Origin of the sequence: Haloterrigena salina JCM 13891 (assembly GCF_000337495.1) — an archaeon.
In the GTDB taxonomy this organism is placed as follows: Archaea; Halobacteriota; Halobacteria; order Halobacteriales; family Natrialbaceae; genus Haloterrigena; species Haloterrigena salina.
On record NZ_AOIS01000045.1, the window covers coordinates 147183 to 168558 of the forward strand.

22 protein-coding genes, 1 tRNA gene and 1 pseudogene are annotated in these 21376 nt (G+C 65.7%); 9 read left to right on the plus strand and 15 right to left on the minus strand.

Annotated elements, in window-relative coordinates; all coding sequences use genetic code 11:
* Nucleotides 1-294: 294 nt before the first annotated feature.
* A complete protein-coding gene (locus C477_RS13320) occupies nucleotides 295-1038 on the plus strand; it encodes an Lrp/AsnC family transcriptional regulator (RefSeq protein ID WP_008895022.1) in 744 nt (247 codons plus the stop codon).
* Nucleotides 1039-1251: 213 nt separating this feature from the next.
* Here C477_RS13320 and C477_RS13325 read toward each other — a convergent pair whose 3' ends face one another.
* Nucleotides 1252-1467 carry a hypothetical protein gene (locus C477_RS13325; protein ID WP_008895023.1) on the minus strand — a complete coding sequence of 72 codons (216 nt, stop codon included), beginning with the start codon at nucleotides 1465-1467 and terminating at the stop codon, nucleotides 1252-1254.
* A 198-nt stretch (nucleotides 1468-1665) separates the two neighbouring features.
* Here C477_RS13325 and C477_RS13330 point away from each other — a divergent pair, with 198 nt between their 5' ends.
* Nucleotides 1666-3204: a TrkH family potassium uptake protein gene (locus C477_RS13330; protein ID WP_049914539.1), complete on the plus strand. Its 1539-nt coding sequence runs from the start codon at nucleotides 1666-1668 to the stop codon at nucleotides 3202-3204.
* A gap of 19 nt (nucleotides 3205-3223) precedes the next feature.
* On the opposite strand, the gene C477_RS13335 is transcribed toward C477_RS13330, so the two are convergent.
* The 3 genes from C477_RS13335 to C477_RS13345 form a co-directional block, all read right to left on the minus strand.
* Nucleotides 3224-4168, minus strand: a complete 945-nt coding sequence (locus C477_RS13335; RefSeq protein WP_008895025.1) for a glycoside hydrolase family 43 protein — start codon at nucleotides 4166-4168, stop codon at nucleotides 3224-3226.
* Nucleotides 4169-4251: 83 nt separating this feature from the next.
* Nucleotides 4252-5376: a DUF63 family protein gene (locus C477_RS13340; RefSeq protein WP_008895026.1), complete on the minus strand. Its 1125-nt coding sequence runs from the start codon at nucleotides 5374-5376 to the stop codon at nucleotides 4252-4254.
* Nucleotides 5377-5522: 146 nt separating this feature from the next.
* Entirely contained in the window at nucleotides 5523-6347 is an 825-nt protein-coding gene (locus tag C477_RS13345; protein WP_008895027.1) for an inositol monophosphatase family protein, read from the minus strand.
* A gap of 180 nt (nucleotides 6348-6527) precedes the next feature.
* Between C477_RS13345 and C477_RS13350 the strand changes: the two are divergent.
* Nucleotides 6528-7487, plus strand: a pseudogene (locus C477_RS13350) (formate/nitrite transporter family protein); the annotation flags it as partial.
* A gap of 146 nt (nucleotides 7488-7633) precedes the next feature.
* On the opposite strand, the gene C477_RS13355 reads toward C477_RS13350, so the two are convergent.
* The 4 genes from C477_RS13355 to C477_RS13370 all read right to left on the minus strand — a co-directional run bounded on the left by C477_RS13355 (nucleotide 7634) and on the right by C477_RS13370 (nucleotide 10298).
* A complete protein-coding gene (locus C477_RS13355) occupies nucleotides 7634-7849 on the minus strand; it encodes a dodecin family protein (protein WP_008895029.1) in 216 nt (71 codons plus the stop codon).
* Between the two features lie 257 nt (nucleotides 7850-8106).
* Nucleotides 8107-9456 (minus strand): ribonuclease J, encoded by a 1350-nt coding sequence (locus C477_RS13360; RefSeq protein WP_008895030.1) that lies wholly within the window; start codon nucleotides 9454-9456, stop codon nucleotides 8107-8109.
* Between the two features lie 200 nt (nucleotides 9457-9656).
* Nucleotides 9657-10067, minus strand: a complete 411-nt coding sequence (locus C477_RS13365; RefSeq protein WP_008895031.1) for a universal stress protein — start codon at nucleotides 10065-10067, stop codon at nucleotides 9657-9659.
* A 148-nt stretch (nucleotides 10068-10215) separates the two neighbouring features.
* Nucleotides 10216-10298, minus strand: a tRNA-Leu gene (locus C477_RS13370).
* Between the two features lie 105 nt (nucleotides 10299-10403).
* Here C477_RS13370 and C477_RS13375 point away from each other — a divergent pair.
* The gene (locus tag C477_RS13375) at nucleotides 10404-10631 is read left to right on the plus strand and encodes a DUF5795 family protein (RefSeq protein ID WP_008895032.1); all 228 of its coding nucleotides are present in this window, start codon (nucleotides 10404-10406) and stop codon (nucleotides 10629-10631) included.
* Nucleotides 10632-10763: 132 nt separating this feature from the next.
* Here C477_RS13375 and C477_RS13380 read toward each other — a convergent pair whose 3' ends face one another.
* From C477_RS13380 to C477_RS13390, 3 genes are all read right to left on the minus strand, one after another.
* A complete protein-coding gene (locus C477_RS13380) occupies nucleotides 10764-11225 on the minus strand; it encodes a hypothetical protein (RefSeq protein ID WP_239641877.1) in 462 nt (153 codons plus the stop codon).
* Between the two features lie 60 nt (nucleotides 11226-11285).
* Nucleotides 11286-11597, minus strand: coding sequence for a DUF4242 domain-containing protein (locus C477_RS13385; RefSeq protein WP_008895034.1), 312 nt, complete (start codon nucleotides 11595-11597; stop codon nucleotides 11286-11288).
* 79 nt (nucleotides 11598-11676) lie between these two features.
* On the minus strand, nucleotides 11677-12510 hold the full coding sequence (locus tag C477_RS13390) for a UbiA family prenyltransferase (RefSeq protein ID WP_394295432.1): 834 nt from the start codon (nucleotides 12508-12510) through the stop codon (nucleotides 11677-11679).
* Nucleotides 12511-12719: 209 nt separating this feature from the next.
* Here C477_RS13390 and C477_RS13395 point away from each other — a divergent pair, with 209 nt between their 5' ends.
* From C477_RS13395 to sucD, 3 genes are all read left to right on the plus strand, one after another.
* Entirely contained in the window at nucleotides 12720-13304 is a 585-nt protein-coding gene (locus C477_RS13395; protein ID WP_008895036.1) for an Rrf2 family transcriptional regulator, read from the plus strand.
* Between the two features lie 221 nt (nucleotides 13305-13525).
* On the plus strand, nucleotides 13526-14674 hold the full coding sequence (gene sucC, locus C477_RS13400) for an ADP-forming succinate--CoA ligase subunit beta (protein WP_008895037.1): 1149 nt from the start codon (nucleotides 13526-13528) through the stop codon (nucleotides 14672-14674).
* Nucleotides 14674-15546 (plus strand): succinate--CoA ligase subunit alpha, encoded by an 873-nt coding sequence (sucD, locus tag C477_RS13405; RefSeq protein ID WP_008895038.1) that lies wholly within the window; start codon nucleotides 14674-14676, stop codon nucleotides 15544-15546. The genes sucC and sucD overlap by 1 nt, the downstream gene beginning before the upstream one ends.
* Before the next feature lie 492 nt (nucleotides 15547-16038).
* On the opposite strand, the gene C477_RS13410 is transcribed toward sucD, so the two are convergent.
* Nucleotides 16039-16863 (minus strand): hypothetical protein, encoded by an 825-nt coding sequence (locus C477_RS13410; RefSeq protein WP_152423324.1) that lies wholly within the window; start codon nucleotides 16861-16863, stop codon nucleotides 16039-16041.
* Between the two features lie 454 nt (nucleotides 16864-17317).
* A complete protein-coding gene (locus C477_RS13415) occupies nucleotides 17318-18001 on the minus strand; it encodes a J domain-containing protein (RefSeq protein WP_008895041.1) in 684 nt (227 codons plus the stop codon).
* A gap of 183 nt (nucleotides 18002-18184) precedes the next feature.
* Between C477_RS13415 and C477_RS13420 the strand changes: the two genes are divergently transcribed.
* Complete coding sequence (locus tag C477_RS13420; protein WP_008895042.1) at nucleotides 18185-18616, plus strand: DUF3054 domain-containing protein; 432 nt, start codon at nucleotides 18185-18187, stop codon at nucleotides 18614-18616.
* Nucleotides 18617-18733: 117 nt separating this feature from the next.
* Entirely contained in the window at nucleotides 18734-19444 is a 711-nt protein-coding gene (locus C477_RS13425; RefSeq protein WP_008895043.1) for a helix-turn-helix domain-containing protein, read from the plus strand.
* A gap of 264 nt (nucleotides 19445-19708) precedes the next feature.
* Here the strand turns inward: C477_RS13425 and C477_RS13430 are convergent, their stop codons facing one another.
* Nucleotides 19709-20848: a GIDE domain-containing protein gene (locus tag C477_RS13430; protein ID WP_008895044.1), complete on the minus strand. Its 1140-nt coding sequence runs from the start codon at nucleotides 20846-20848 to the stop codon at nucleotides 19709-19711.
* Nucleotides 20849-20992: 144 nt separating this feature from the next.
* A complete protein-coding gene (gcvH, locus tag C477_RS13435; RefSeq protein ID WP_008895045.1) occupies nucleotides 20993-21376 on the minus strand; it encodes a glycine cleavage system protein GcvH in 384 nt (127 codons plus the stop codon).

Sequence of the window (21376 nt, forward strand, 5' to 3'; positions counted from 1 at the left end):
CAGTATCCCTCGGGGAATCGTTCGTGACGCAATTCGAGAGTATGACAACAGCTTGTTCGTTCTCGGTTATAGTCTGTGCGACTCGGTTGTGAACAGAATCCGGCCGACTCGAGCGGGTCGTCCTTCACCAGTGCAGTGTTCACAACCACCACGGGAACGCTGGCGATCTGTGGTCGGACGGTCCTCCCCGAGCGCTACCTTTCGACTCGGCCGGAGCACAGTTACGCCACCAGTAGCGTTTCGACGAGCGATCAAAAAGCAGGAGCCTTCAGTCCCGTGGCCGTAGTCGGGGGTATGAGCGTTCGTCTCGACGAAGTGAACAAACGGATCATCCACGCGCTGATGGACGACGCGCGGAACACGTCCGCCCCGATGATCGCCGAGGAGGTGGGCGTCTCGCCGGCGACGATTCGAAACCGGATCAATCAGCTTGAGGACGCCGGAATCATCAGCGGCTATCACGCGAACGTGAACTTCGACGCCGCCAACGGCATGCTCACGACGCTGTACGTGGCGACGGCGCCCGTCGAAGAGCGCGCGCGCCTCGCCCAGCAGTCGCGGACGATCGCCGGCGTCGTCAACGTTCGGGAGTTCGTCGCCGGCCAGGAGAACCTCCACGTCCTCGCCGTCGGCGACGACGTCGACGCGATCAACGACATCGGCCGGGAGCTCGCGGCGCTGGGCCTCGAGATCGACGACGAGAAGATGGTCCGAACGGACCAGTTTCAGTCCTACCAGCCATTCGGCCCGGCCGAGACCCACCAGCAGTTCTCGGACTACGTCAGCCTCACGGGCGGCAACGAGGTCGTCGAGCTGACCGTCGACGACGACGCGCCGATCGCCGGCATGACCCTGGAACGCGCCGGGGAAGAGGACGTCCTCGAGGACGGCGTGCTCGTCGTCTCGATCGAACGCGACGACGCCGTGCTGACGCCGACCGGCGAAAGCGAGATCCGGGCCGGCGACATCCTGACCGTCCTCTCTCGAGGCGAGTTCACCGATTCCACGCTCGACGCGTTCGAAACCGATCGCCGCTAACGGGAACGGAGAACGCTTCGCCGTCGAGCAGCACCGGTAGTCGCGTATCGTTCCGCTCGAACTCCTGCAGTACGAGGGCTGTTTGTTCCCGTAAAATAGCGCGCGAGTCCGGTTACTTCGGGTCAGCCCGCGTCACGGATCGGCTCGGAACGACGTAACCGGCCTCGAGCGACCGTAGCGGCTCCCGTCCGATCGGTACCGTCTCGAGTTGCGTCACCGCTGGGAACTGCGGACCGATTCCTCGAGGATCCGGTTGATGGCCCAGGCGACCCAGCCGAAGACGAGCACGGTGAAGACGGCCATCTCGATGCGGACGAACGTCCCGTGCCAAACCGTCAGCACCGCGGCGACGACGACGATCGACACGGCGGTGACCGTAAAGACGTCGAAGAACGAGGCCGGGTGCCGAACGCTCGGGAGTCGAGACATGCCGAGTGTACCTACGCGACCTGTGCATATAGATGATCGGCTGACATGGTCGGCGGCTCGCGTCCCGGTCGCGGCGTCGACCAGCGACGTCCGGCGACGCCGTCGGTCTCGGCGAGCGGACCACTCCAGTGGAATTATGTACCGACGTCGAGTTTCCCCGACCACGATTCCGGCTCGAGCGAAGCCAGACCTGAGAGTATGAATATACGTGTCGATTGGCAGGCGAGCGTCGCGCTGACTGGAACCGTTCTCAAGTATCTCGCCCTCACGCTGTTCGTCCCGGTCGTCGTCGCCATCATCTACGGGGAACACTTCCTCGTGTTCGTGGCGACGATCGCGCTCACCGTCGCGATCGGGTTCGGCCTCGAGCGACTCGAGCCCGATCCCGACCTGCAGCCCCGAGAGGCGCTGTTGCTGGTCGCGCTCTCGTGGCTGGCCGTCGCGGTCGTCGGAGCGATCCCGTACGTCTTAGCCGGCTACGGAACCGAGTCCGCGCTCAGACATCCGGTGAACGCGCTGTTCGAGTCGATGTCCGGGTTCACGACGACCGGGGCGACCGTGATGGCCGAGATTTCCGTCGAGAAACACTCACACGCCCTCATGATGTGGCGTCAGCTGACCCAGTGGCTCGGCGGGATGGGGATCATCGTGTTGATGATCGCGATCCTGCCGGAGCTGGCGGTCAACGGCGCGCAGCTGATCCGTTCGGAGGCGCCGGGACCGGAGCTCCAGAAGCTGACGCCGAAGATCGCCGAGACGGCCCGCATCCTCTGGCTCGTCTACTTCGGATTCACGATCGTCTACATCGCCCTACTGTACGGCCTCCATCTGGCGGGGATGGCGCCGAACATGGACTTCTACAACGCGGTCGCCCACGGCTTCACGACGCTTCCGACCGGCGGGTTCTCGCCCGAGGCGAACAGCGTCGCCGCGTTCTCCGCCGCCGTGCAGTGGCTCGTTATCCCCTTCATGGCGATCGCCGGCACCAACTTCGCGCTGTTCTGGTACGTGTTAGACGGCGAGCCCAGAAGGCTCTTCCAGAACACCGAGTTTCGCGCCTACGCGGGTGCGATCGCCGTCGTGACCGCGATCGTCGCCGCGTTACTGTACAGCGGCAGCGCCCCGCCGCTCGGCGAACTCGGCGGCACGACTGAGGGGTACGGCGAGAGCGCCCTGCGTCACGCGGCCTTCCAGACCGTCTCGCTGTTGAACTCGACGGGATACGCGACGAGCGACTTCGCGGAGTGGGGGCCGGTCTCCCAGACCGTCCTCCTCGTTGCGATGTTCATCGGCGGCTGCGCCGGCTCGACCGGCGGCGGCGTCAAGATCATCCGCTGGCTGGTCGTCCTGAAAGTCGCCCGTCGGGAGCTGTTTACCGCCGCCCACCCCGAGGCGGTCAAACCGATCCGCCTCGGCGGCTACGTCGTCGACGAGGACGTCATCCGCGGGGTCCTCGGCTTCACCCTGCTGTACCTGTTCATCTTCGTCGTCGCGACGGTGTTCATCGCCGTCGATTCGACCCGCGGCGCGGTCTCGCTCGAGCCGATCGACGCGATCAGCGCCAGCATCGCGACGATCGGGAACATCGGACCGGGCTTCGGCGAACTCGGTCCCTTCGGCAGCTACCGCGAGTTCCCCGACTCCTCGAAGCTCGTGATGATCTTCCTGATGTGGATCGGCCGCCTCGAGATTATCCCGGCGCTCGTCCTCTTCACCGGCGCGTTCTGGCGGCGGTGACAGTGGCCGTCGAGCGCGCCTACCGCTCCGACGGATCCTTCTCGTAGGCCTTCAGGCGGTCGTACTCCTCGCTCGTGATCGGCAGCACCGTGCCGTGTTTGAACCCGTAGGGAAACGAGAACTCGTCGTCGGCGCGCACGAACTCATCCTCCAGCGACTCGGCTACGAACGGAACGTAGCCCTGCGTCTCCGGGCTGCCGCCGAAGTAATCGACGAACAGACACCACCGGCCGTCCTCGAGTCGCACGGCGGTCGGCGCCTCGTATCGCTCGCCCTCCAGACCCTCCATGGTGCGGTCGAACGCCGTCACTCGAGTGAACGGCCCGGTCGGACGCTCGGCCTTCAGCAGGATGATTCCGGCGGGGTTCGCTTCGCTTTTCACGAAACAGTAGTACGACCCGTTCTCCTCGTACATCGCGGAGTCGATGACACCGCCGTCCGGTTTCCGGTACAGCAGCTCCGGTTCCGAGAACTCCTCGAACGACTCGGTCCGCGCGTAGTAGATCGCTTTTTCCTCGAAATCGTCGCTACGGTGGGCCGACGACCAGTGGACGACGTACTCGGCGTTCTCGCTGTCGTAGGTGATATCCGGCGCCCAGAGGCAGCCGAACGCCTCGTCGCCGAGTTCGACCATCCGCTGATCGGACCAGTCGACCAGGTTCTCGGATTCCCACATCACCAGCGAGTTACTCCCGTTGCGCGTGATCTCCGCCCACGAGCCGTCGTACTGATTGGGCATCCCGTAGGCCAGGCTGAGGTCCGTCCCCAGTATCACGAACCTCCCGTCCGCCGTTCTGGTGATCGTACAGTCCCTGACACCCTTGTCGCCCTTATAGCTCCAGAGGACGGGGTCGCCGCCGTTTACCGCCTCCCAGTTGAACCCGTCCTCGCTGATCCCGAAGTACACCTGCTCACCGTCCGGTGTCCGCTTCTCCCTGAAGTGGACGAACACGTAGGCCTGCATCACTGCTCGAACGGTTGTCAGGTGGTGCCGTAGCTGTTTCCGTTTCGTCGCTCGTCGAGAAGGCGATCGAGTCGCCGCGGCGCCTAGACCCCGAACGTCGCCCGGAGCATGTCCCGCGTCCCGGGTCCGAGGCCGACGGCGACGACGGTGATCAACATTAGGATGGCGAAGCGCGGCTGTTCGTCGAAGATCTCCTCGTTGAAGACCCAGACGACGAACGTGGCCGCGACGAGTTTCACGAGCAGGAACGGCCAGGCGGCGCCGATCGCGTCGACGACGTTGGGGGGTAACACCGAGCCGGTGATGTCGACGATCGCCCCGTTGATGGGGTGTTTCGGCGAGAGATTGTGCTCGAGGCCGAAGGCGGTCGCCCAGTCGAGGCCGATAACGTTCGCGACGCCGTCGACCGCGTGCGCCCAGATGACGACCACTCCCATGTACTCCGTTCCCCGGTTGATCTCGGGGGCGAACCGTCCGATGAGGAGCCAGGTGACGGCCGTGGCGAGGGTCGCGCCGACGAGCGTCGTCACCAGAAGCAGCGGATGGAAGTCCGCGTACGGCTGCGTCGACGCGTACACCAGATAGGCGAGCGTGACCGTCAGGTAGGTCGTGCCGATCGCCGCGAGCGGGTACTCGTAGCCCGAGACGCGGTCGGTCCGGTCGAGCCAGACCGACGCGACGACGGCGATCACCGTGAGGAGGGCGACGGTGAAGTAGATCAGCGGGCTGATCAGGAAGCCGATCCACGGCAACTCCATCATGAGTTCGCCCGTCTGCCGGTAGGCGGCGACGCTCGTGTCCTCGACGACCCGCAAGGCGCCGCCGAAGAGCATGAACGGGAACAGCGCGAAGAAGCCCGCGCGGTAGCGCTCGATCTCGAGGCGGCGAACCAGGAAGAGGACCCCGATCGCCATCAGGATGAGCGTCGGGATGTAGCCCGCGTAGGAGACGAACGTGTAGCCGGGCTCGGCGGTCGGACCGGCGTTGGCGCCGGCGTTGCTGCAGTGTATTTGCTGGCCGTCGGCCCAGGCGATGCAGCTCCAGCCGTGGGCGTCGGCGACCACTGGTCCCCAGTAGTACTGCCAGATCAGATCGACGTAGACGGGCTGATAAAAGAGGGAGGCAGCGAGCGCCACGCCGGCGGCGAGGAGAACGACGGCCGCGGCCCAGATTCGCTCGGCCCCGTACCGTTCGATGTACTCGTCCATGCGAGAGTAGCTGTACGGGGGCCGCTTACCGTTTCCGATTTTTTTGCATTGGACGCCGGTCGGATCCCGACGCTCGTTATAGTAGCCACTGAAAGTCAATGCACACCCGATCGCGAGACGGCTTTGCGACCGGTGTGTGATTCGTTTCAGTGGCTACTACAGTCGCCGTCCCCGTCGATCGCCCGCGCGGCGGCGCGGAGCTCGTCGTGGACCGCCCCGTTCGAGGCGACCAGCCCCTCGCTGTCGTGGCGCCAGCGGTTCCCCTCGAGGTCGGTCACGGTCCCGCCGGCCGCCCGAATCAGCGCGACGCCCGCGACGGTGTCCCACGGGTTGGCCCGCAGGTTCGTGATCGTTCCCTCGAGGGCGCCCGACGCGACCATCGCGAGCTCGAGCTGGGCGCAGCCGAAGCGGCGAACGTCGCCGAAGCGGTCGGTGAGGCCGCGGACCGCCGCGGCGTACTGATCGCGCTGGTCGAAGTTCCACCAGTAGGTGGGGCAGACGGTCGCGGCCTCGGGATCGGCGCAGTCACTGACCGAGAGGGGCTCGTCGTTGCGAACGGCGCCCGTCGGCCCGACGCGGTAGGTGTCCCCCAGCGCAGGACAGACGGTGGCCGCGGCGACGGGGTCGCCGTCGCGGACCGCCGCGACGGCCGTTCCGAACGCGCGGATCCCGTTGACGTAGTTGTTCGTTCCGTCGATGGGGTCGACGATCCAGGCCGGCCCCGTCTCGGGGACCGCCTTCAGCGCGTCGTCCTCCTCGCCGACGATCGGATCGTCCGGATAGGAGGCCTCGATCACGTCGATCACGCGCCGCTGAGCCTCGCGGTCGGACTGCGTGACGACGTCGGTCTTGCCGTCCTTCCGGTCGACCTCGAGCTCGCCGCGAAAGGAGCCCGCGGCGACGTCCGCCCCGGCGCGGGCGGCGTGGACCGCGACGCTCGCGCGCCCGCCGTCCCCGTCGTGTTTGCTCATGGTGTTCGTCGGGGCGACGGCGTCAAAAGGCGTTACCCTTTGGGTCTGGCTCGAGCCGCCGGCGCCGCGACGAACGCGCGGCCTCGGCGACCGACTCGAGTTCGCCGCTCTCGATGGACAGGGTTGTTCATTTCATCCGTGTGACGACAGCTTTATTCGGTCCATCGCGTACTCGCCACCATGAGCGCCGATGAGCGGTCCCGGGAGAAGCGGGGGCGAGACGAGTCGGAAGCGCAGGAGGCACTCGACGACGAGACGATCCGAGAGGCCGTCGAGCAGTCCTCGCGCGGGGTTCCGGCCGCCGGGGCCGTCGTCCGCGACCGGTTCTCGGCGGACGAGATCTTCCACCGGATCGTCGCCGCGGCCGACGACGAGATCACGACCGGGATCCGGGAGCTGTTCTTCAGCGCGCTGGCGGCGGGCTTTGCGATCACGCTGACGTTCATGCTCTACGCGTCGCTGACCGACGGGACCGGCGGCGCGCCGATCGTCGGCGCGCTCCTCTATCCGCTGGGCTTCGTCTACATCATCATCGGCGACTACCAGCTGTTCACCGAGAACACGCTGCCGCCGGTCGCGCTCGTCCTCGAGCGACTGGCGAGCGTGCCGGCGCTGCTGACCGTCTGGACGATCGTGCTGTTCGGCAACCTGCTCGGCGGCGCACTGGGCGCGTACGTGCTGGCGAACACGGGGGTCTTCTCCCCGTCCGTCATGTCCACCGCGGTCGGGATCGCCGAACAGGGGGTCGCAACGCCGTGGTCGAGCCTGTTCTTCAAGGGGGTGTTCGCCGGCCTGATCGTCGCGGGCGTCGTCTGGCTCGACTACGCGTCCCAGGACACGACCGCGCGGCTGGTACTGGTGTACGTCGCCTTCCTCGCGATCCCGCTGGGCGACCTCTATCACGGCGTGGTATCGGCAACCGAAGTGCTGTTTCTCGTCTTCCGGGGGGAACTGGCGCTCGTGACCGGCGCGATCGACTTCGCCCTCCCCGTACTCCTCGGAAACGCCGTCGGCGGCGTGTTGCTCGTAACGGTCGTCAACTACTTCCAAGCGGTCGAACGCGAGTACCAGGAGCAGAACTACGTGCTCACGTTCCGCGAACTCTGTTTCGGCAGGTTCGCCCGCGGCGATTACTCGCCACCGCCGCGGGACGATTGAACGCGGTCGCGGACCCGCCCGCGACCGGTCCGAACTAGTTTCTGCTCTTCGAAGCGATCGAAAGCGATCGAAAACGAGCCGGCGGCGCACGGAACGCGACGACGCCGAGCGACCGGCCGACGACGCCTTCAGTTCTCCTCCGGGTCGAACGAGGCCTCGAGCGTGACCACGTACCGTTCGGTCTCCCCGCCCTCGCGATCGGTCTCGGTCGGCTCCGAGTCGATCTCGACCCCGCTGATGTGGTCGATCGTTCCGTCGGCAGCGTCCATCGCGTTCTGTACGGCGTCCTCCCACGATTCGGTCGAGCTCCCGACCAGCTCGACGATTTCGGCTCGCTCACCCATTGCCGTCCCGATTGACGCCACCAACTGGTAAATGATACGGCCCGTCCAACCGACGGAGAAGACGCTCTCGAGTCGCGTAATTGCGAAGACAAACCGTCGTTGTACCGACCGACGGCCGGTAGAACCCGGCGTTTACATCCGCGATGGAGGGGGTCGCTGCAGCGGCTCGTCCGAGCGGACGAGTTCGCGTCGCTCGAGCGGGAAGTACCGAAGCGCGATTCGAGAACGTCTCGCGCTCGAGGGCGCGGCGGCCCCGATCAGACGAGCTGGATGAGGTTCCCGTTACACGTGACGTGGAGGTCGCGTCCGAGTTTGTATCCCTGGTTCGAGGCGAGGTCGACGTACCCCGAGAATCCCTTCATGTTCTGGTGAGCCGGGATGACGTGCTGGGGCTGGAGCGCGTCGAGCATCTCGTAGTGGCCCTCCTGGCGGAGGTGACCCGAGACGTGGATGTCGGAGTAGATCCGCGCGCCCTGCATGCCGAGCAGTTTCTCGGCCTGATAGCGTTGGCCCTCGTTGGTCGGCTCCGGAATGATGCCGGCCGAGAAGACGACCTTGTCGCCGTCGTCCAGTTCGTAGGGCGTCTCGCCGCGGCCCATCCGGGTGAGCATCGCGCGGGGTTCGCCCTGGTGGCCGGTGACGACCGGCAGGTAGTCTTCTTTCCCCTCGTTCATGATGCGCTCGAACGTGCGGTCGACGGAGTTTCGGTGGCCGAACATACCGAGGTCGTCCGGGAACTCGGCGAAGCCCATGCGTTCGGCGGTGCCCGAGTACTGTTCCATCGAGCGGCCCAGCAGGACGGGCTGGCGGCCGATGTCCTTCGCGAACTCGACTAAGCTCTTCACGCGGGCGATGTGACTCGAGAAGGTGGTGGCGACGATGCCGCCGTCGTAGTCCTCGACGCTGTAGAGGACGTCCCGGAGGTGCTCCCGGGCGACCCGCTCGGACTGGGTGCGGCCCTTCTTGTTGGCGTTGGTACAGTCCTCGATGTAACAGAGGACGCCCTCGCCTTCGCGACCGATCTTGCGGAACCGCTTCATGTCGATCGGATCGCCGATGACGGGCGTGTGGTCCATCCGCTTGTCGAGTCCGTAGACGACCGCGCCTTCGGGCGTGTGGAGGACCGGGTTGATCGCGTCGATGATCGAGTGCGTGACGTTGACGAACTCGAGTTCGACCTTGCCGGAGTCGCCGATGGACATCGTCTCGCCGGCGTCCATCTTCACGAGGTCGTTCCCGCTGTCGAACTTCTGTTCGTCCGCGAGTTCGCCCTTGACGAGTTCGATCGTGAACGGCGACGCGACGACCGGCGCGTCGTACCGGTGGGCCAGCTTCGAGATGGCGCCGATGTGGTCCAAGTGGCCGTGGGTCGGGACGATCGCTTTCACGTCGCCCTCGAGGTCGCTCATGATCCGATCGTCGGGGATCGCCCCCATGTCGATCAGGTCCAGGCTGTGCATCCCCTCCGTGCGGAGGTTGTCGTGGATCAGCACCTTCGACAGGTTCAGTCCCATGTCGAAGATGACGATGTCGGTTCCCGCGCGGACGGCGGTCATCTGCCGTCCGACTTCCTCGTAGCCGCCGATTGTTGCGATTTCGATTTCCATAGGAAACGCCGATCATAGCGGCCTGTCACAGATGCGGTAGTCGAACTCGACTGCCGTGCGACTCCGTCGGCGGACGCGAACGACGCGTTCGTTCCTGCTCCCGACGCAGTGTGTGAAAGACAGCGCGTCTTTCGGTCGTCCGTACAGTCGACCCTCGGACGTATATACCCGCGGTTCGCTCGAGGTCGAGCGTCGAACCGCTACTTGACGGCCGTGACGGGCGACGAACTCTGCCGGACGACGGTTTCGGCGACGCTCCCGACGACGATTCTGGCGATCCCCGTTCGGCCGTGGGTCCCGATAACGACGTGATCGACGTCCGCGGTCTCCGCGTACTCGGTGATCGTTTCGCAGGTCGGGCCGATATCGGCGACGCGGCGGATCGAACCGCCACACTCCTCGGCGATCGCGTCGGCGGTTTCCAGCCGCCGCTTCGCGCTCGCGAACAGTTGCCCCGTCTCTTCGGCCTCCGCGTACTCCGACTCGCGCCCGACCTCGTCGATGACCGTCAGCACCGTGATCTCCGCGCCCGGAAAGTTCTCGAGCGCGTGTTCCAGCGCGTGACGGGCGGGCGCCGATCCGTCGAACGGGACGAGAACGTGATCGCTCATGGGTGGTCTACGTTATCAATGAGCATAGCTATTCCGCACGAGCGCGTCGGACGAGTCCCTACAGTCAGAGTCGCGGCTGGTCGTTTCGAGCGGCGCGGAGAAGTTTGCGAGGGAAGATCGCTCCGTGTTGATCTTCCGCATCTTACGATGCGAGGGAAGGGAATCGAACCCTTGAACGTCTACACGAGCGGATCTTGAGTCCGCCGCCGTTGGCCGCTTGGCTACCCTCGCACGCAGTGGCGGATTGTCCCCTCTCCGGGTTAAATCGTCCGATTCGCACGCGGAGCGCGACCGGCGTTGAAAACGCTTAGGGTCCCGCACCCGGTAGCGCCGACCGTGAGCGAGAACCGCGTCGTTCAGGGGCGAATGGTTACGGCCGAGAAACTGGCCGAGATGGTCGAGGGCGACTCCGTCATGGAGGTCGACTCCATCCAGGAGGCCGACCGAGACTGTCCGGACTGCGGCGGCAACGTCCTCGAGGTGACCTACATGCCGTCGGTCACCGAGCTGGTCACCGGCTGGAAGTGCCAGGACTGCGACTGGAGCGAGGCAGACCGGGACTGAGCGGTCCGTCGTCGGTCGCAGGCGGCTCGAGCAGCGACCGCGTTTTCGATCGGTAATCGGGAGCTAGGAGGCGTTTCATTATTCAGAACACCCCTGAGAATGCGTTTGACGATTCGGCGACCGGCGTCCGAATTACCCGATTCGTGGGTCACGACCGTGATCCGTACCGGATACCAAGCGTCGTTTGAGAACGCCACCGGCGCCGACGAGAACGAAGAGGAATCCGCTGGCGAGCAGCAGGTACAATCCGACTTCGACCGCATACTGCTCGACCGTCCAGTAGTTCCGAAAGACGGCGCCGAACACCCAGAGCAACAGTCCGCCGGCACCGACGAGCGCGATATCCGGTCGCCAGGGTCGGTATCGGGCTAGTACGGCGACGCCGACGACGGCCACGACGAGTAAAATGATAAATGGGTCGATACCGCGAAGGCCGGTCTCCATGCCCGACACGTATTCTGCGGTGTAGATCGCCCGCCCGTCCCTGTAGCCGACCGGACGCTTCCGGACCCACGGGAGCCACACTCCGAGAACCCCCAAGGCTGCCGCGACGACCGTCGCGACGAGAGATGCCGGTGACAGGTTGGTTGGCATACAGTGTGCTTCCTCCAACGTTGGTAAGTTTCTTCCCTCTACTGAACGCGCGTTTCACACCTATTCGCCCTCGAGGGGCTCTCCACGCCGATCGATGCGCGTCGCCGGCAGCCCGGCTCGATCGGCGTGTTCGCGGATGGCATCCTCGCTCTCGGCTCGGTAGTGACAGAACGTGCCGGTGACGTCGCCGTCCTCGGTGGTCAGGACTTCGGATTCGACCCACCGGATGCCGACACCCTCGTCCCGGAGAGTCGACAGCGCCTCTCCGGATTGCTCGCCGGCCGCCTCCAGTTCAGCCTCGGTGATCGGTTTGTCCAATTCGCGGAGGATGAGGAAGTCCTCCAGCTCTTGCTCGCGATCGTGTTCGGACATGGTGTCTCAAGCGTTATCATACACCATGACGGATCATAAACCCGGAGGAGCCGGTCCGTGCTAGCGGCCGGGCCACCGCTTACCAGATTAGCCAGTCGAGTCCGACCACGACGACCGCCAGAAAGACGTGCTCGCCGTCGACGACGAACCCGTAGTACAGCGGTCCGCGGTCGGGCGTCGCGAAGGGGACGTAACAGGCGACGTAGCCGTTCATCGCGAGCAAGGAACAGAACTCGAGGTGGAGGTCGCTCCCAGCGACGACGGCGACGACGGCCGCGGCGATCGCGAGGTTCGCGGCCTGGGAGTACCGACGGGTCGTGGCCGTCCCGAACCGGTTCGGAACGGTCGCGATCCCCTCCTGTCGGTCGCCCTCGATGTCCTTGATATCGAAGATGGCGGCCGCGACGGTGATCATCGCGGTCAGATACACCGCGAACGCGAGGATCTCGAGCGTCCAGAGGCGGCCGTAGTAGTAGCCGACGCCCAGCGGGATACCGCCCCAGGCGAACCCGACGAACAGGTTCTTCACGAGGAAGACCCGCTTGATCCCGCCGACCGAGTAGAGAAGGATGATGACCGGCGGGAGGAGGAGGTAGACTGCGCCGGGGAGCCCGAGGATAACAGCGACGCCGATGGCGGTAACGTACAGGCCGACGCCCGCGGCGAGCAGCAGTCGGCCGTACCGTTTCGTAAACGAGGCGCGCTCCGGAACGTTTTCCTCGTCCTCCTCGAGGTCGGTGAACCGGTTGACGGTGTAGACGAACAGCGTGGCTGCGAAGACGATAAAGAGGGGAAGCGGCTCGAGGGACAGATTCGCGAGCAGGATCGTCGTGACGACGACGCTCGTCGTCGCCAGCGAGATGAAGAGGTTGCTGTGGACGAACAGGCGGAGGGCCGACTCGAGCGACGACATCCAGCGTCGGGTCCGGTGCGATGCGATCGAGTTGCTCACGAGTTCGGCCACGACCGTGGGAAAACGTGGGGTGGAAGACGCTTGAATGCTGCGTTGGTACGGACTGAACGACCCTCGAGGTGGGATTGATCGGCGCGACTCGAGGGGTCGTTTCGCTCGGTATCCCGGTACACCCGCAGGGATAAGTAGCGGCGTTGACTACTCCCGGTATGGCAGAGATTACGTTGACGACGGCGCAGCGGCGGGCGGTGACTGCGCTGGTCAACGAGTATCAGTCGGACGAGTCTCCCGTTCGGGCGAAAACCATCGCGGCGGAGCTCGGACTCGAAACCGAGAGCGTCCGCCGACAGATGGGTCACCTTCGAGAGCTGGATCTGGTCGAGGGGGTCAGGGGGCCGAAGGGCGGCTACCGGCCGACCGATATCGCGTACTCGGTGCTCGGTCGACAACCGGACGCGGATCCCGAACCGAGCGTGCTGGCTCGCGACTTCGACCGCGCCGACGCGGTCGTCGACGAGGTCCGCTTCACGAACGTCCATCACCCGGACCTGTGCCGGGCGCACCTCCAATTCCAGCAGTCCCTCCAGGAGTTCGACGAGGGTGACACGATCGCGGTCGGGATCTCTCTCGGAACGGAACTGCTGCTGGCGGGCGTGATCGACGCCATCCAGCCGACCGACAACGTGTTGATCGTCGACGTCGCGCGGCTGGAGACGCCGGGGGCGGGCGCGAACGGAGACGGCCGGAATTACAGCGCTTCCCCGGTCGACGAGTCCACGTCCGCCGACGATTGATCGAATTACAAAATCGGGTACTCGAGGGAGGAAAGTGCCGGTGAGTTCGGACGAGTGGAAAGCAGTTTACCGCCCCTAGTTGAAAATCTCCACAAAGGAGTCGGCTGGAAACACGTTCGGCCCGGACGAACGCGATGGAGTTTCCGGTCATCGATCGATTTTCCGTCGCGAGTGGAAACTAACAGGATTTAAGCAAGGTCGGAACGGCCGTTCGAATGGCTATGAAATTGCACGAGTACCAGGCGAAGCAGGTCTTCGCCGACGCCGGCATTCCGACGCCGGCATCAGAACTCGCCTCCGACGTCGACGGCGCGGTCGCCGCGGCCGAGGAGATCGGGTATCCAGTCGCGATCAAGGCGCAGGTACAAGTCGGCGGCCGCGGCAAGGCCGGCGGGATCAAACTCGTCGAGGACGAGGACGAAGCGCGTGAGGCGGCCGACGAGATTCTGGGGATGGATCTCAAGGGCTACCACGTCGATCGCGTCCTCGTCGAGGAAGCGGTCGATTTCACTAACGAACTCTACGTGGGGATCACGATGGACCGCGGCGAGGGCAAACCCGTCGCGATGGTCTCGACGAAAGGCGGCGTCAACATCGAGGAGGTCGCCGAGGAGGACCCCGACGCCATCGCGCGCGAACACATCGATCCCGCCTTCGGAATGCATCCGTATCAGGCCCGAAAGGCGGTCTACGACGCGGGTGTCGATCAATCGATCGCACGCGACGTCTCGAGCGTTCTCACTACGCTCTACCAGCTCTGGGACGACCGCGACGGCTCCGACGCCGAGATCAACCCGCTGATGGTCACCAGCGACGACGAGGTCATCGCAGCCGACGCCGTGATGAACATCGACGAGGACGCGCTGTTCCGCCAGCCCGAACTCGCCGAGATGGAAGAGGAGGCCGCGGGCGGCGACGAACTCGAGCAGAAGGCCGACGAGTACGACTTCGACTACGTCCGTCTGGACGGGAACGTCGGCATCATCGGCAACGGCGCCGGTCTCGTGATGACGACGCTCGACCTCGTCGATCACTACGGCGGCGAACCCGCCAACTTCCTCGACGTCGGCGGCGGCGCGAAGGCCGAGCGCATCGCGAACGCGCTCGATATGGTGTTCTCGGACGACAACGTCGATTCGGTCGTCTTCAATATCTTCGGCGGGATCACGCGTGGCGACGAGGTCGCCCGCGGGATCAACGAGGCGTTAGAGCAGTTCGACGAGATCCCCAAGCCGGTCGTCGTCCGTCTGGCCGGTACCAACTGGGAGGAAGGCATGGAAATTCTCAACGAGGACCTCGTGACGGTCGAACAGACCCTCGAGGACGCGGTACAGCGTGCCGTCGAGTACGCTGGGGAGGTGAACGAATAATGAGCGTTCTAGTCGACGACGACACGCGCGTCGTGGTACAGGGCATCACGGGCGGGGAAGGCAAGTTCCACGCCCAGCAGATGATGGAGTACGGCACCAACGTCGTGGCCGGTGCAGTCCCCGGCAAGGGCGGCCAGGAGGTCGAAGGCGTCCCCGTCTACGACACGGTCCACGAGGCCGTCGAGGAGGAGAACGCCGACACCTCGGTCATCTTCGTCCCGCCGGCGTTCGCCGGCGACGCCGTCTTCGAATCGCTCGACGCCGATCTCGACCTCGCGGTCGCGATCACGGAGGGCATTCCGACCCAGGACATGGCCCGGGTCAACAAGCGCCTCTCTGAGACCGACACCCGACTCATCGGTCCGAACTGTCCGGGTCTCATCACCCCCGGCGAGGCCAAACTCGGCATTCTCCCCGGCAACATCTTCGCCGAGGGGAACGTCGGTCTGGTCTCCCGCTCGGGGACGCTGACCTACCAGGTCGTCGACAGCCTGACCAACCGCGGCATCGGGCAGACCACCGCCATCGGCATCGGCGGCGACCCGATCATCGGCACCGACTTCGTCGACGCCCTCGAGCTGTTCGAGGACGACCCCGACACCGACGCCATCGTCATGTGCGGCGAGATCGGCGGCGAGGACGAGGAGGAGGCCGCCGCGTTCATCGACGACTACGTCGACACGCCGGTCGCCGGCTTCATCGCCGGCCGCACGGCGCCGCCGGGCAAGCGAATGGGCCACGCCGGCGCCATCGTCTCCGGCTCCGGTACCGGCACCGCCGAGAGCAAGATCAACGCCTTGAACGACGCGGGCGTCCCCGTCGGCGACACGCCCGAGGAAGTCGCCGACCACATCGAAGAGTTCCTCGCGTAACGCCGCGACCGGTCGGACGCCTCTCGAGTCGCGACTCGAGGGCCGACCGGCGTCGGTTTCGGCCGTCGTTTTTTCGAGCGTTCCGTCACGTGTCGACCGAGCAGTCGCGCAGCCCTAGCGCAGTCACCCCGTCGGAACGCGCAGATCCCGGCAGCACTCCCTTGCGGGAGCCGATCGTCCGTTCGCGCATGCCCGTCAGCATCGTGTGTGACGAGTGTGGAACCGCGCATACGATCCCCGAACGACCGGATATGGACCGCGGCGGGACCGGCTGTCCCGAGTGTGGGAGTCGCCCGTTCACGGTCCGCCGGGAGGACGTCGTGTGGTATCCGGAGTGTTAACGGCGCGTCCGCGGTCGTGGAAAGTCGAACGAAGCGTCCGAAGCGATCGACTCGAGAGCGAATCACGTCGAGAGTGAAGCACCGACCGGATCGAAGCGCACGCCCCGTACTGCCGGCGTCGTGGGGGGAAAGCCGGCCGAGCAAATCGGATTTAGAACAGGCCGCCGAGCTTCGAGCGCAGCCAGCCGAGCAGGCCGCCGGAGCCGCCGTCCTCGTCCGTCGTCGCGGGAACGTCCGTGTTCTCGTCGGAGTCGAGCGAGGCCTCCTCGACGTCCGCCTCGTCGTCCGCTTCATCCGCGGCCGTCGACTCGGCGGATTCGGCCGCCGTCTCGGCCTCGGTGTCCACCGCTGCTGCGGCCTCGTCGGCCGTCGTGTCGTCGGCGTCGACGGCCAACGACGTCGAGCCCGAAACGGTGGCTCGAGCGTCGTCAGCGTCGCTCCCGTTGTCGTCGGCTTCGGTCTCGGTCGACGCGGTATCAGCGTCGTGTTCGTCCGTCTCGACGGCGCTATCGACACCGACGTCATCGGACGCATCGGTCGACGACTCGTCGGTTTCGTCGTCTTCGGTCTCGACCCAGAGGAACTCCTCGTCTTTCGTCCGATCGGTCAACAGGAGATCCGCGAGTTCGCTCTCGTCGACGAGCAGGTCGTCGTCGACCGATTCGGCCTCGGGCTCCGGATCGTCCGCGCTCGCGATGATGTCGTCGGGACTCTCGTCCTCGAGCACGTCGTCGATATCGTCGGTGTCGGTCGCGGCGTTCTGTAGTTCTCCGAAAACCGCGGCGGCCGTCCGATCTTCGACGGTCTCGGATTCGTCCGCCCCGTTCGACGACTCCTCGGCCGTCTCGTCGATCGCCTCCCCGTCGTCGGCCCCCTCCTCGAACGATTCCTCCTCGAGGTCGCCGAACAGCTCGTCAGCCCCTCCGACGTCGAGCGCGCCCTCACCCGAATTTGCGTTCATCGTACTATCAGTCATGAAGTTCTTCTCTGAACGTACATAATCGCATGACTTTAACTTTCGGAATTTTTTCGTTCTCGGCGAACCCCGTCGAAAGCGTATTAGCGTGACGGCCGTCGCCGGTCAGTTCACGGTAGAAAGTTGGTAAATATACAGTTATACCACGTGGGGGAAGACAGTTCCAAAAATCAGGCGGCGAGACAGATCACGGTGCCGGTACGAACGCCGCGGGACGACAGCTCGCGTGCGAGAAGAGACCACGAGTGGAGCCGGGAGCGACGAGAGGACGGTCTCCTCGAGTGACGTCACCACGCGGGCGTGAAAACGGTTCAAACGGCTCCCTCGCCGAGTCTCGAAGGCGGTTCGCTCGAGTCCGATGCCGATACCTAGGAGAGCGAGCGATGGGACTCGAGAAGGGGAAGTCGAGACGCCGGATAACGCGACCGACCGTGCCGCTCCGGTTCGACGGTCGTCAGTCGTCTTCCGTCAATCGCTCGTAGGCCTCTCGGACCAGTTTGAACGCCGACTTGCTGCCGCTTTCCCGATCGGGATGAGCCCGCTTGACCTGTCGGTGGAAGGCCGTCTTGAGCTCGTCGTCGGTCGCGTCGGCCTCGACGCCGAGGACCTCCCGGGCTTTCGTCTTCCGCATGTCGACGTCCTTGACGATGCCGTCCGCTTCGGCGCGTTCCTTGCAGGTCGGACAGAACTTCTCGGTCCGGTCGTCGACGGTCGTCACGCGGAACAGTTCGGCGGTAACCCACTCGTTGCACTGCAGACAGAGGGTTTCCTCACTGCTCCCCTCGGCCTCGTCGCCGCAGTCGGCGGCCGCGCGCTCCCCGTTTTCCGCGCTTGCCGCGCCGGCGTCGCCCTCCGGTGCCTCCGTCGCACAGGACGGACAGCACGCGAGCACCGTTCCGTCCTCGAGGACGACGTCCTCGAGTTCGGTCTCGAGGTAGGTGCCGGTACAGCCGTCGCAGGCGGCCCGCCGCTGGTCGAGCGACGAGCACTTCCGCGCGGCCTCGCGTGCGTGTGGCTCACAGCGGGGACAGCACGCGACCCGCTCCCCGTCGGGCATCGTCACCGTCGTCAGGTCCTCGAGCGGCACCGTTCGGCCACACCCCTCACAGCCAGCCTGACGGTCGTCGGCCACAGCCATTGGCGAAACCTTCGTATTCACCCTTAATTAGTTTTCTTTTGACAGACCGCCGGCGAACGGGCCGATCGTCGGTGACGCTGCCGAATCCGTCGCTCCCATGCAATTGGTCAGAGTGCGAGACCCGTCTCGCGACGGCGCACCGCAACCGGGAAATCAATAGTGGTTCGGCCGCGAGAGGGACCTATGGACACCGCAGTTCGAACGGACGGCCGGACCGAAGCGGTCGACCGAACGACGCTCGCCCTCGGCGTCGGTGACGTCGGCCTAGTCACCGGATTGCTGGTCTACGGCCAACTCAGCCACGAGGCGAATCCGCTCGCACAGCCCCTCGCGACGCTCGAGACGATCGCCCCGTTCGTGATCGGCTGGCTCGTCGTCGCGGCGCTGGCCGGACTCTACACGCGGTCGGCCGCCGCGGCGCCGTTTCGAGCGGCCCGGCTGACGGCGGTGGTGTGGCTCGGCGCGGCGAACGTCGGGTTGCTCCTCCGGCAAGGGCTGTTCGGCGACTCGGCGATCTGGCCGTTCCCGCTCGTGATCACGGGGTTCGGGTTCCTCCTGCTGGTCGGCTGGCGCGTCGGGTACGCGACCGTCGTCGGCCGGAGCGGGACCGCGTAATCGCGCGCTGGACTCACTTTTCGGGACGCGGTACCGTGGGAATCGATGGCGTGCGATAGGGTCACGGGCCGCGGCGTCTCCAGTAGCTACTTGAGTCGACCGCGCGACCCCTCGCGTATGGGCGGACGTGGGCCAAAACGGGAACTCGCGGAGAAGATCGCCGGGGAAATCACGCTGAGCGACGATCCCGGCGCGACCTTGCGGAAGTGGCGCACCGATTTCGACATCTCGCAAACGGATCTCGCCACCGAGTTGGACGTCTCGTCGTCGGTCATCTCCGACTACGAGAGCGGGCGCCGGGAGAGCCCCGGCATCGGCGTCGTCCGCCGGCTCGTCGACGGACTGCTCTCGATCGACGAACGGCGGGGCGGCGACCGTATCCGGCAGTACGGCCGGGTCCTCTCGGCCGGCTTCGACAGCGACGTCGTCCACGACCTGCGGGAGTACGCGACCTCGATCCCGCTCGAGAAACTGTACGACGACATCGACGCGACCCGGATCACCGCCGGGAGCACCGACCGCATCAGCGGTCACACGGTCATCGACAGCATCCAGGCGATCACGCGTCTCTCGAGCGAGGAGTTCTTCCGGCTCTACGGGCAGAGCACGAACCGCGTGCTGGTGTTTACGGGCGTCTCCCGCGGCGAGTCGCCGCTGGTCGCCCTGCGGGTCGTCAATCCGACGCCGAACGCGGTCGTTCTCCACGGCATCGACGAGGAAGACCTCTGGGATCACGCCGCCGATCTGGCCCGCATCGACGGCTACTCGCTGGCCGTGACGAACACCGATCTCGACGGGATGCTCGAGTACCTCGTCGGCCTCGAGTGAGCGACTCGTCCGCTCCCCGATCCCCGTCCTCCACGATGCTCGACTGGACGGAACGCGTAACGGTCGCCCTGACCGCGGTCTTCGCGGTCACATTGACGCTGACGATCCGCGCCGACGAGCCGCTGCTGTGGCTCCGCTGGCGGCCGCGATGATAGTGCTCTCGGGTTCGCACTCGTCCTCGTCAACCGGGACGACTCGTCTCCGTAACTACTTGTTCCCGTAATCACTCGTCACGCGACACCGGCGGCCGTCGATTCCCTCACCTCACCACAGTCCAGCCACTAGCGACAGCGCGAGGAGCCCGCTCCCCGTCAGCGCGAGCCCCGCGAGCGCACAGCCCGCGATCGTCCGGCGGAACCGTCGGTCGACGCGTCGCTCACAGCCGGCGGCGACGATATGCTCGGAGCCGGATCCCTCGCCGTCGGTCACCGTCGGGAGCGCCTCGAGTTCGAGTGCCGATTCGTCGGCCCGGTCCGGTCTCGAGCCGTCGTCGTCTCGAGCGTTCGGGACCTGCCGGGCGTTTCGGTCCGGTTTCGCCCGGTCTCCACCTCGAGCCACGCCGACGACAGTGAGTTCGTCGCCCGGTTCGACGGTCGCCTCGCGGTACGTCTCCCGGTGCTCGGTCGGTTCGTAGTCGGTCTCGGCGAGGTGCGTCCGGAGCGATCCGGACGGCCGTTCGCCGGCGGGCACGACCGTCGACTCGGTCTCCTCCAGTCGCAGTGTCGCGCCCGCCGGGTCGACGGCGACGCGGCCGGTTTCGTCCTCGAGGAGGAACGCCGTTCGGCGGTCGTCGATGGGGCGGGTCTCTCGCAGCGTCGCGTCCGCGAACGAGAGAAACGACGCGCCGCGACCGGACCGCGTCGTCTCGGGCCCGTCGTCGGATTCGGCGACGCCCTCGCGGGTGACCGAGAGTTCGTAACAGACCGCTTCGCGGCCCGACAGCGGCGCCTCGAGGGGTTCCTTGAGCGGGCGCATCGTTCCGCTCACCCGTACGGGATCGTCGTCGCCGGCGACGTCGCCAGCGTCGGTGACGGGCGTTCGACGGACCCGGAGATACGATCGGAGGGTCGTCACGGCGCCGCCGAGGTAGTAGGATCCGATCCAGACTGGGGCCGCGACGAGCGCGAGCAGGAACGCACCTCTGCGGCCGCCGAGCAATGCGACCGCGTTCGAGAGGGACCCGAACGCGAACGGCAGCCAGACGGCGACCGTACCGAGGAACGTCCACAGGGCGAACGCCCGCCAGCCCATGTCGATGCGGCGACTCAACGGGAGTCCCGACCCGTCCGTGCAGACGGCGATACCGACGCCGACGAACCAGCCGTGCAGGAGCAGGGCTAACGCGAGCAGATCTAACCCGGTGACCGACGAGCGGGCGGCGATGCCGACGGCCGTGAGCGACATATCGGTGTCTTACGGCAGCAAACAGGTGAGAAAGGATACACGTTTCGACTCGAGCCGACGAGTCGGAGACGGACGATCGACGGATAGAGTCTGCCCCAGGCAGCGAGACCCGACCAGCGCGAGCGGTTCTCAGTCGAACCGCCGTCAGGCGATCTGTTCCTCGTACTCCGCGGCCGTGAGGAGGGCCTCGAGTTCGCTCGCGTCGTCGGCGTCGATCTCCAGCATCCAGCCGTCGCCGAAGGGGTCGTCGTTGACCAGTTCCGGCGCGTCGAAGAGGTCGGCGTTGACGGCCGTGACCTCGCCGCTGACCGGCGCGTAGAGGTCGGAGACAGCCTTGATGGACTCGACCACGCCGAACTCCTCCTCTTGGTTGAGGGCGTCGCCCTCGTCGGGGAGTTCAACGAAGACGACGTCGCCGAGTTCGTCTTGCGCGAAGTCGGAGATACCGACTCGAACGGTGCCGTCGTCCTCGAGTGCCCACTCGTGCGATTCCAGGTAGCGTCTGTCGTCGGGGATTTCGAAGCTCAT

Excerpts from the sequence above, each read along its gene's own strand:
- C477_RS13320 (WP_008895022.1), top strand. The coding sequence starts at position 295 with ATGAGCGTTCGTCTCGACGAAGTGAACAAACGGATCATCCACGCGCTG.
- C477_RS13325 (WP_008895023.1), bottom strand. The coding sequence starts at position 1,467 with ATGTCTCGACTCCCGAGCGTTCGGCACCCGGCCTCGTTCTTCGACGTC.
- C477_RS13330 (WP_049914539.1), top strand. The coding sequence starts at position 1,666 with ATGAATATACGTGTCGATTGGCAGGCGAGCGTCGCGCTGACTGGAACC.
- C477_RS13335 (WP_008895025.1), bottom strand. The coding sequence starts at position 4,168 with ATGCAGGCCTACGTGTTCGTCCACTTCAGGGAGAAGCGGACACCGGAC.
- C477_RS13340 (WP_008895026.1), bottom strand. The coding sequence starts at position 5,376 with ATGGACGAGTACATCGAACGGTACGGGGCCGAGCGAATCTGGGCCGCG.
- C477_RS13345 (WP_008895027.1), bottom strand. The coding sequence starts at position 6,347 with ATGAGCAAACACGACGGGGACGGCGGGCGCGCGAGCGTCGCGGTCCAC.
- C477_RS13355 (WP_008895029.1), bottom strand. The coding sequence starts at position 7,849 with ATGGGTGAGCGAGCCGAAATCGTCGAGCTGGTCGGGAGCTCGACCGAA.
- C477_RS13360 (WP_008895030.1), bottom strand. The coding sequence starts at position 9,456 with ATGGAAATCGAAATCGCAACAATCGGCGGCTACGAGGAAGTCGGACGG.
- C477_RS13365 (WP_008895031.1), bottom strand. The coding sequence starts at position 10,067 with ATGAGCGATCACGTTCTCGTCCCGTTCGACGGATCGGCGCCCGCCCGT.
- C477_RS13380 (WP_239641877.1), bottom strand. The coding sequence starts at position 11,225 with ATGCCAACCAACCTGTCACCGGCATCTCTCGTCGCGACGGTCGTCGCG.
- C477_RS13385 (WP_008895034.1), bottom strand. The coding sequence starts at position 11,597 with ATGTCCGAACACGATCGCGAGCAAGAGCTGGAGGACTTCCTCATCCTC.
- C477_RS13390 (WP_394295432.1), bottom strand. The coding sequence starts at position 12,510 with ATGTCGTCGCTCGAGTCGGCCCTCCGCCTGTTCGTCCACAGCAACCTC.
- C477_RS13395 (WP_008895036.1), top strand. The coding sequence starts at position 12,720 with ATGGCAGAGATTACGTTGACGACGGCGCAGCGGCGGGCGGTGACTGCG.
- sucC (WP_008895037.1), top strand. The coding sequence starts at position 13,526 with ATGAAATTGCACGAGTACCAGGCGAAGCAGGTCTTCGCCGACGCCGGC.
- sucD (WP_008895038.1), top strand. The coding sequence starts at position 14,674 with ATGAGCGTTCTAGTCGACGACGACACGCGCGTCGTGGTACAGGGCATC.
- C477_RS13410 (WP_152423324.1), bottom strand. The coding sequence starts at position 16,863 with ATGACTGATAGTACGATGAACGCAAATTCGGGTGAGGGCGCGCTCGAC.
- C477_RS13415 (WP_008895041.1), bottom strand. The coding sequence starts at position 18,001 with ATGGCTGTGGCCGACGACCGTCAGGCTGGCTGTGAGGGGTGTGGCCGA.
- C477_RS13420 (WP_008895042.1), top strand. The coding sequence starts at position 18,185 with ATGGACACCGCAGTTCGAACGGACGGCCGGACCGAAGCGGTCGACCGA.
- C477_RS13425 (WP_008895043.1), top strand. The coding sequence starts at position 18,734 with ATGGGCGGACGTGGGCCAAAACGGGAACTCGCGGAGAAGATCGCCGGG.
- C477_RS13430 (WP_008895044.1), bottom strand. The coding sequence starts at position 20,848 with ATGTCGCTCACGGCCGTCGGCATCGCCGCCCGCTCGTCGGTCACCGGG.
- gcvH (WP_008895045.1), bottom strand. The coding sequence starts at position 21,376 with ATGAGCTTCGAAATCCCCGACGACAGACGCTACCTGGAATCGCACGAG.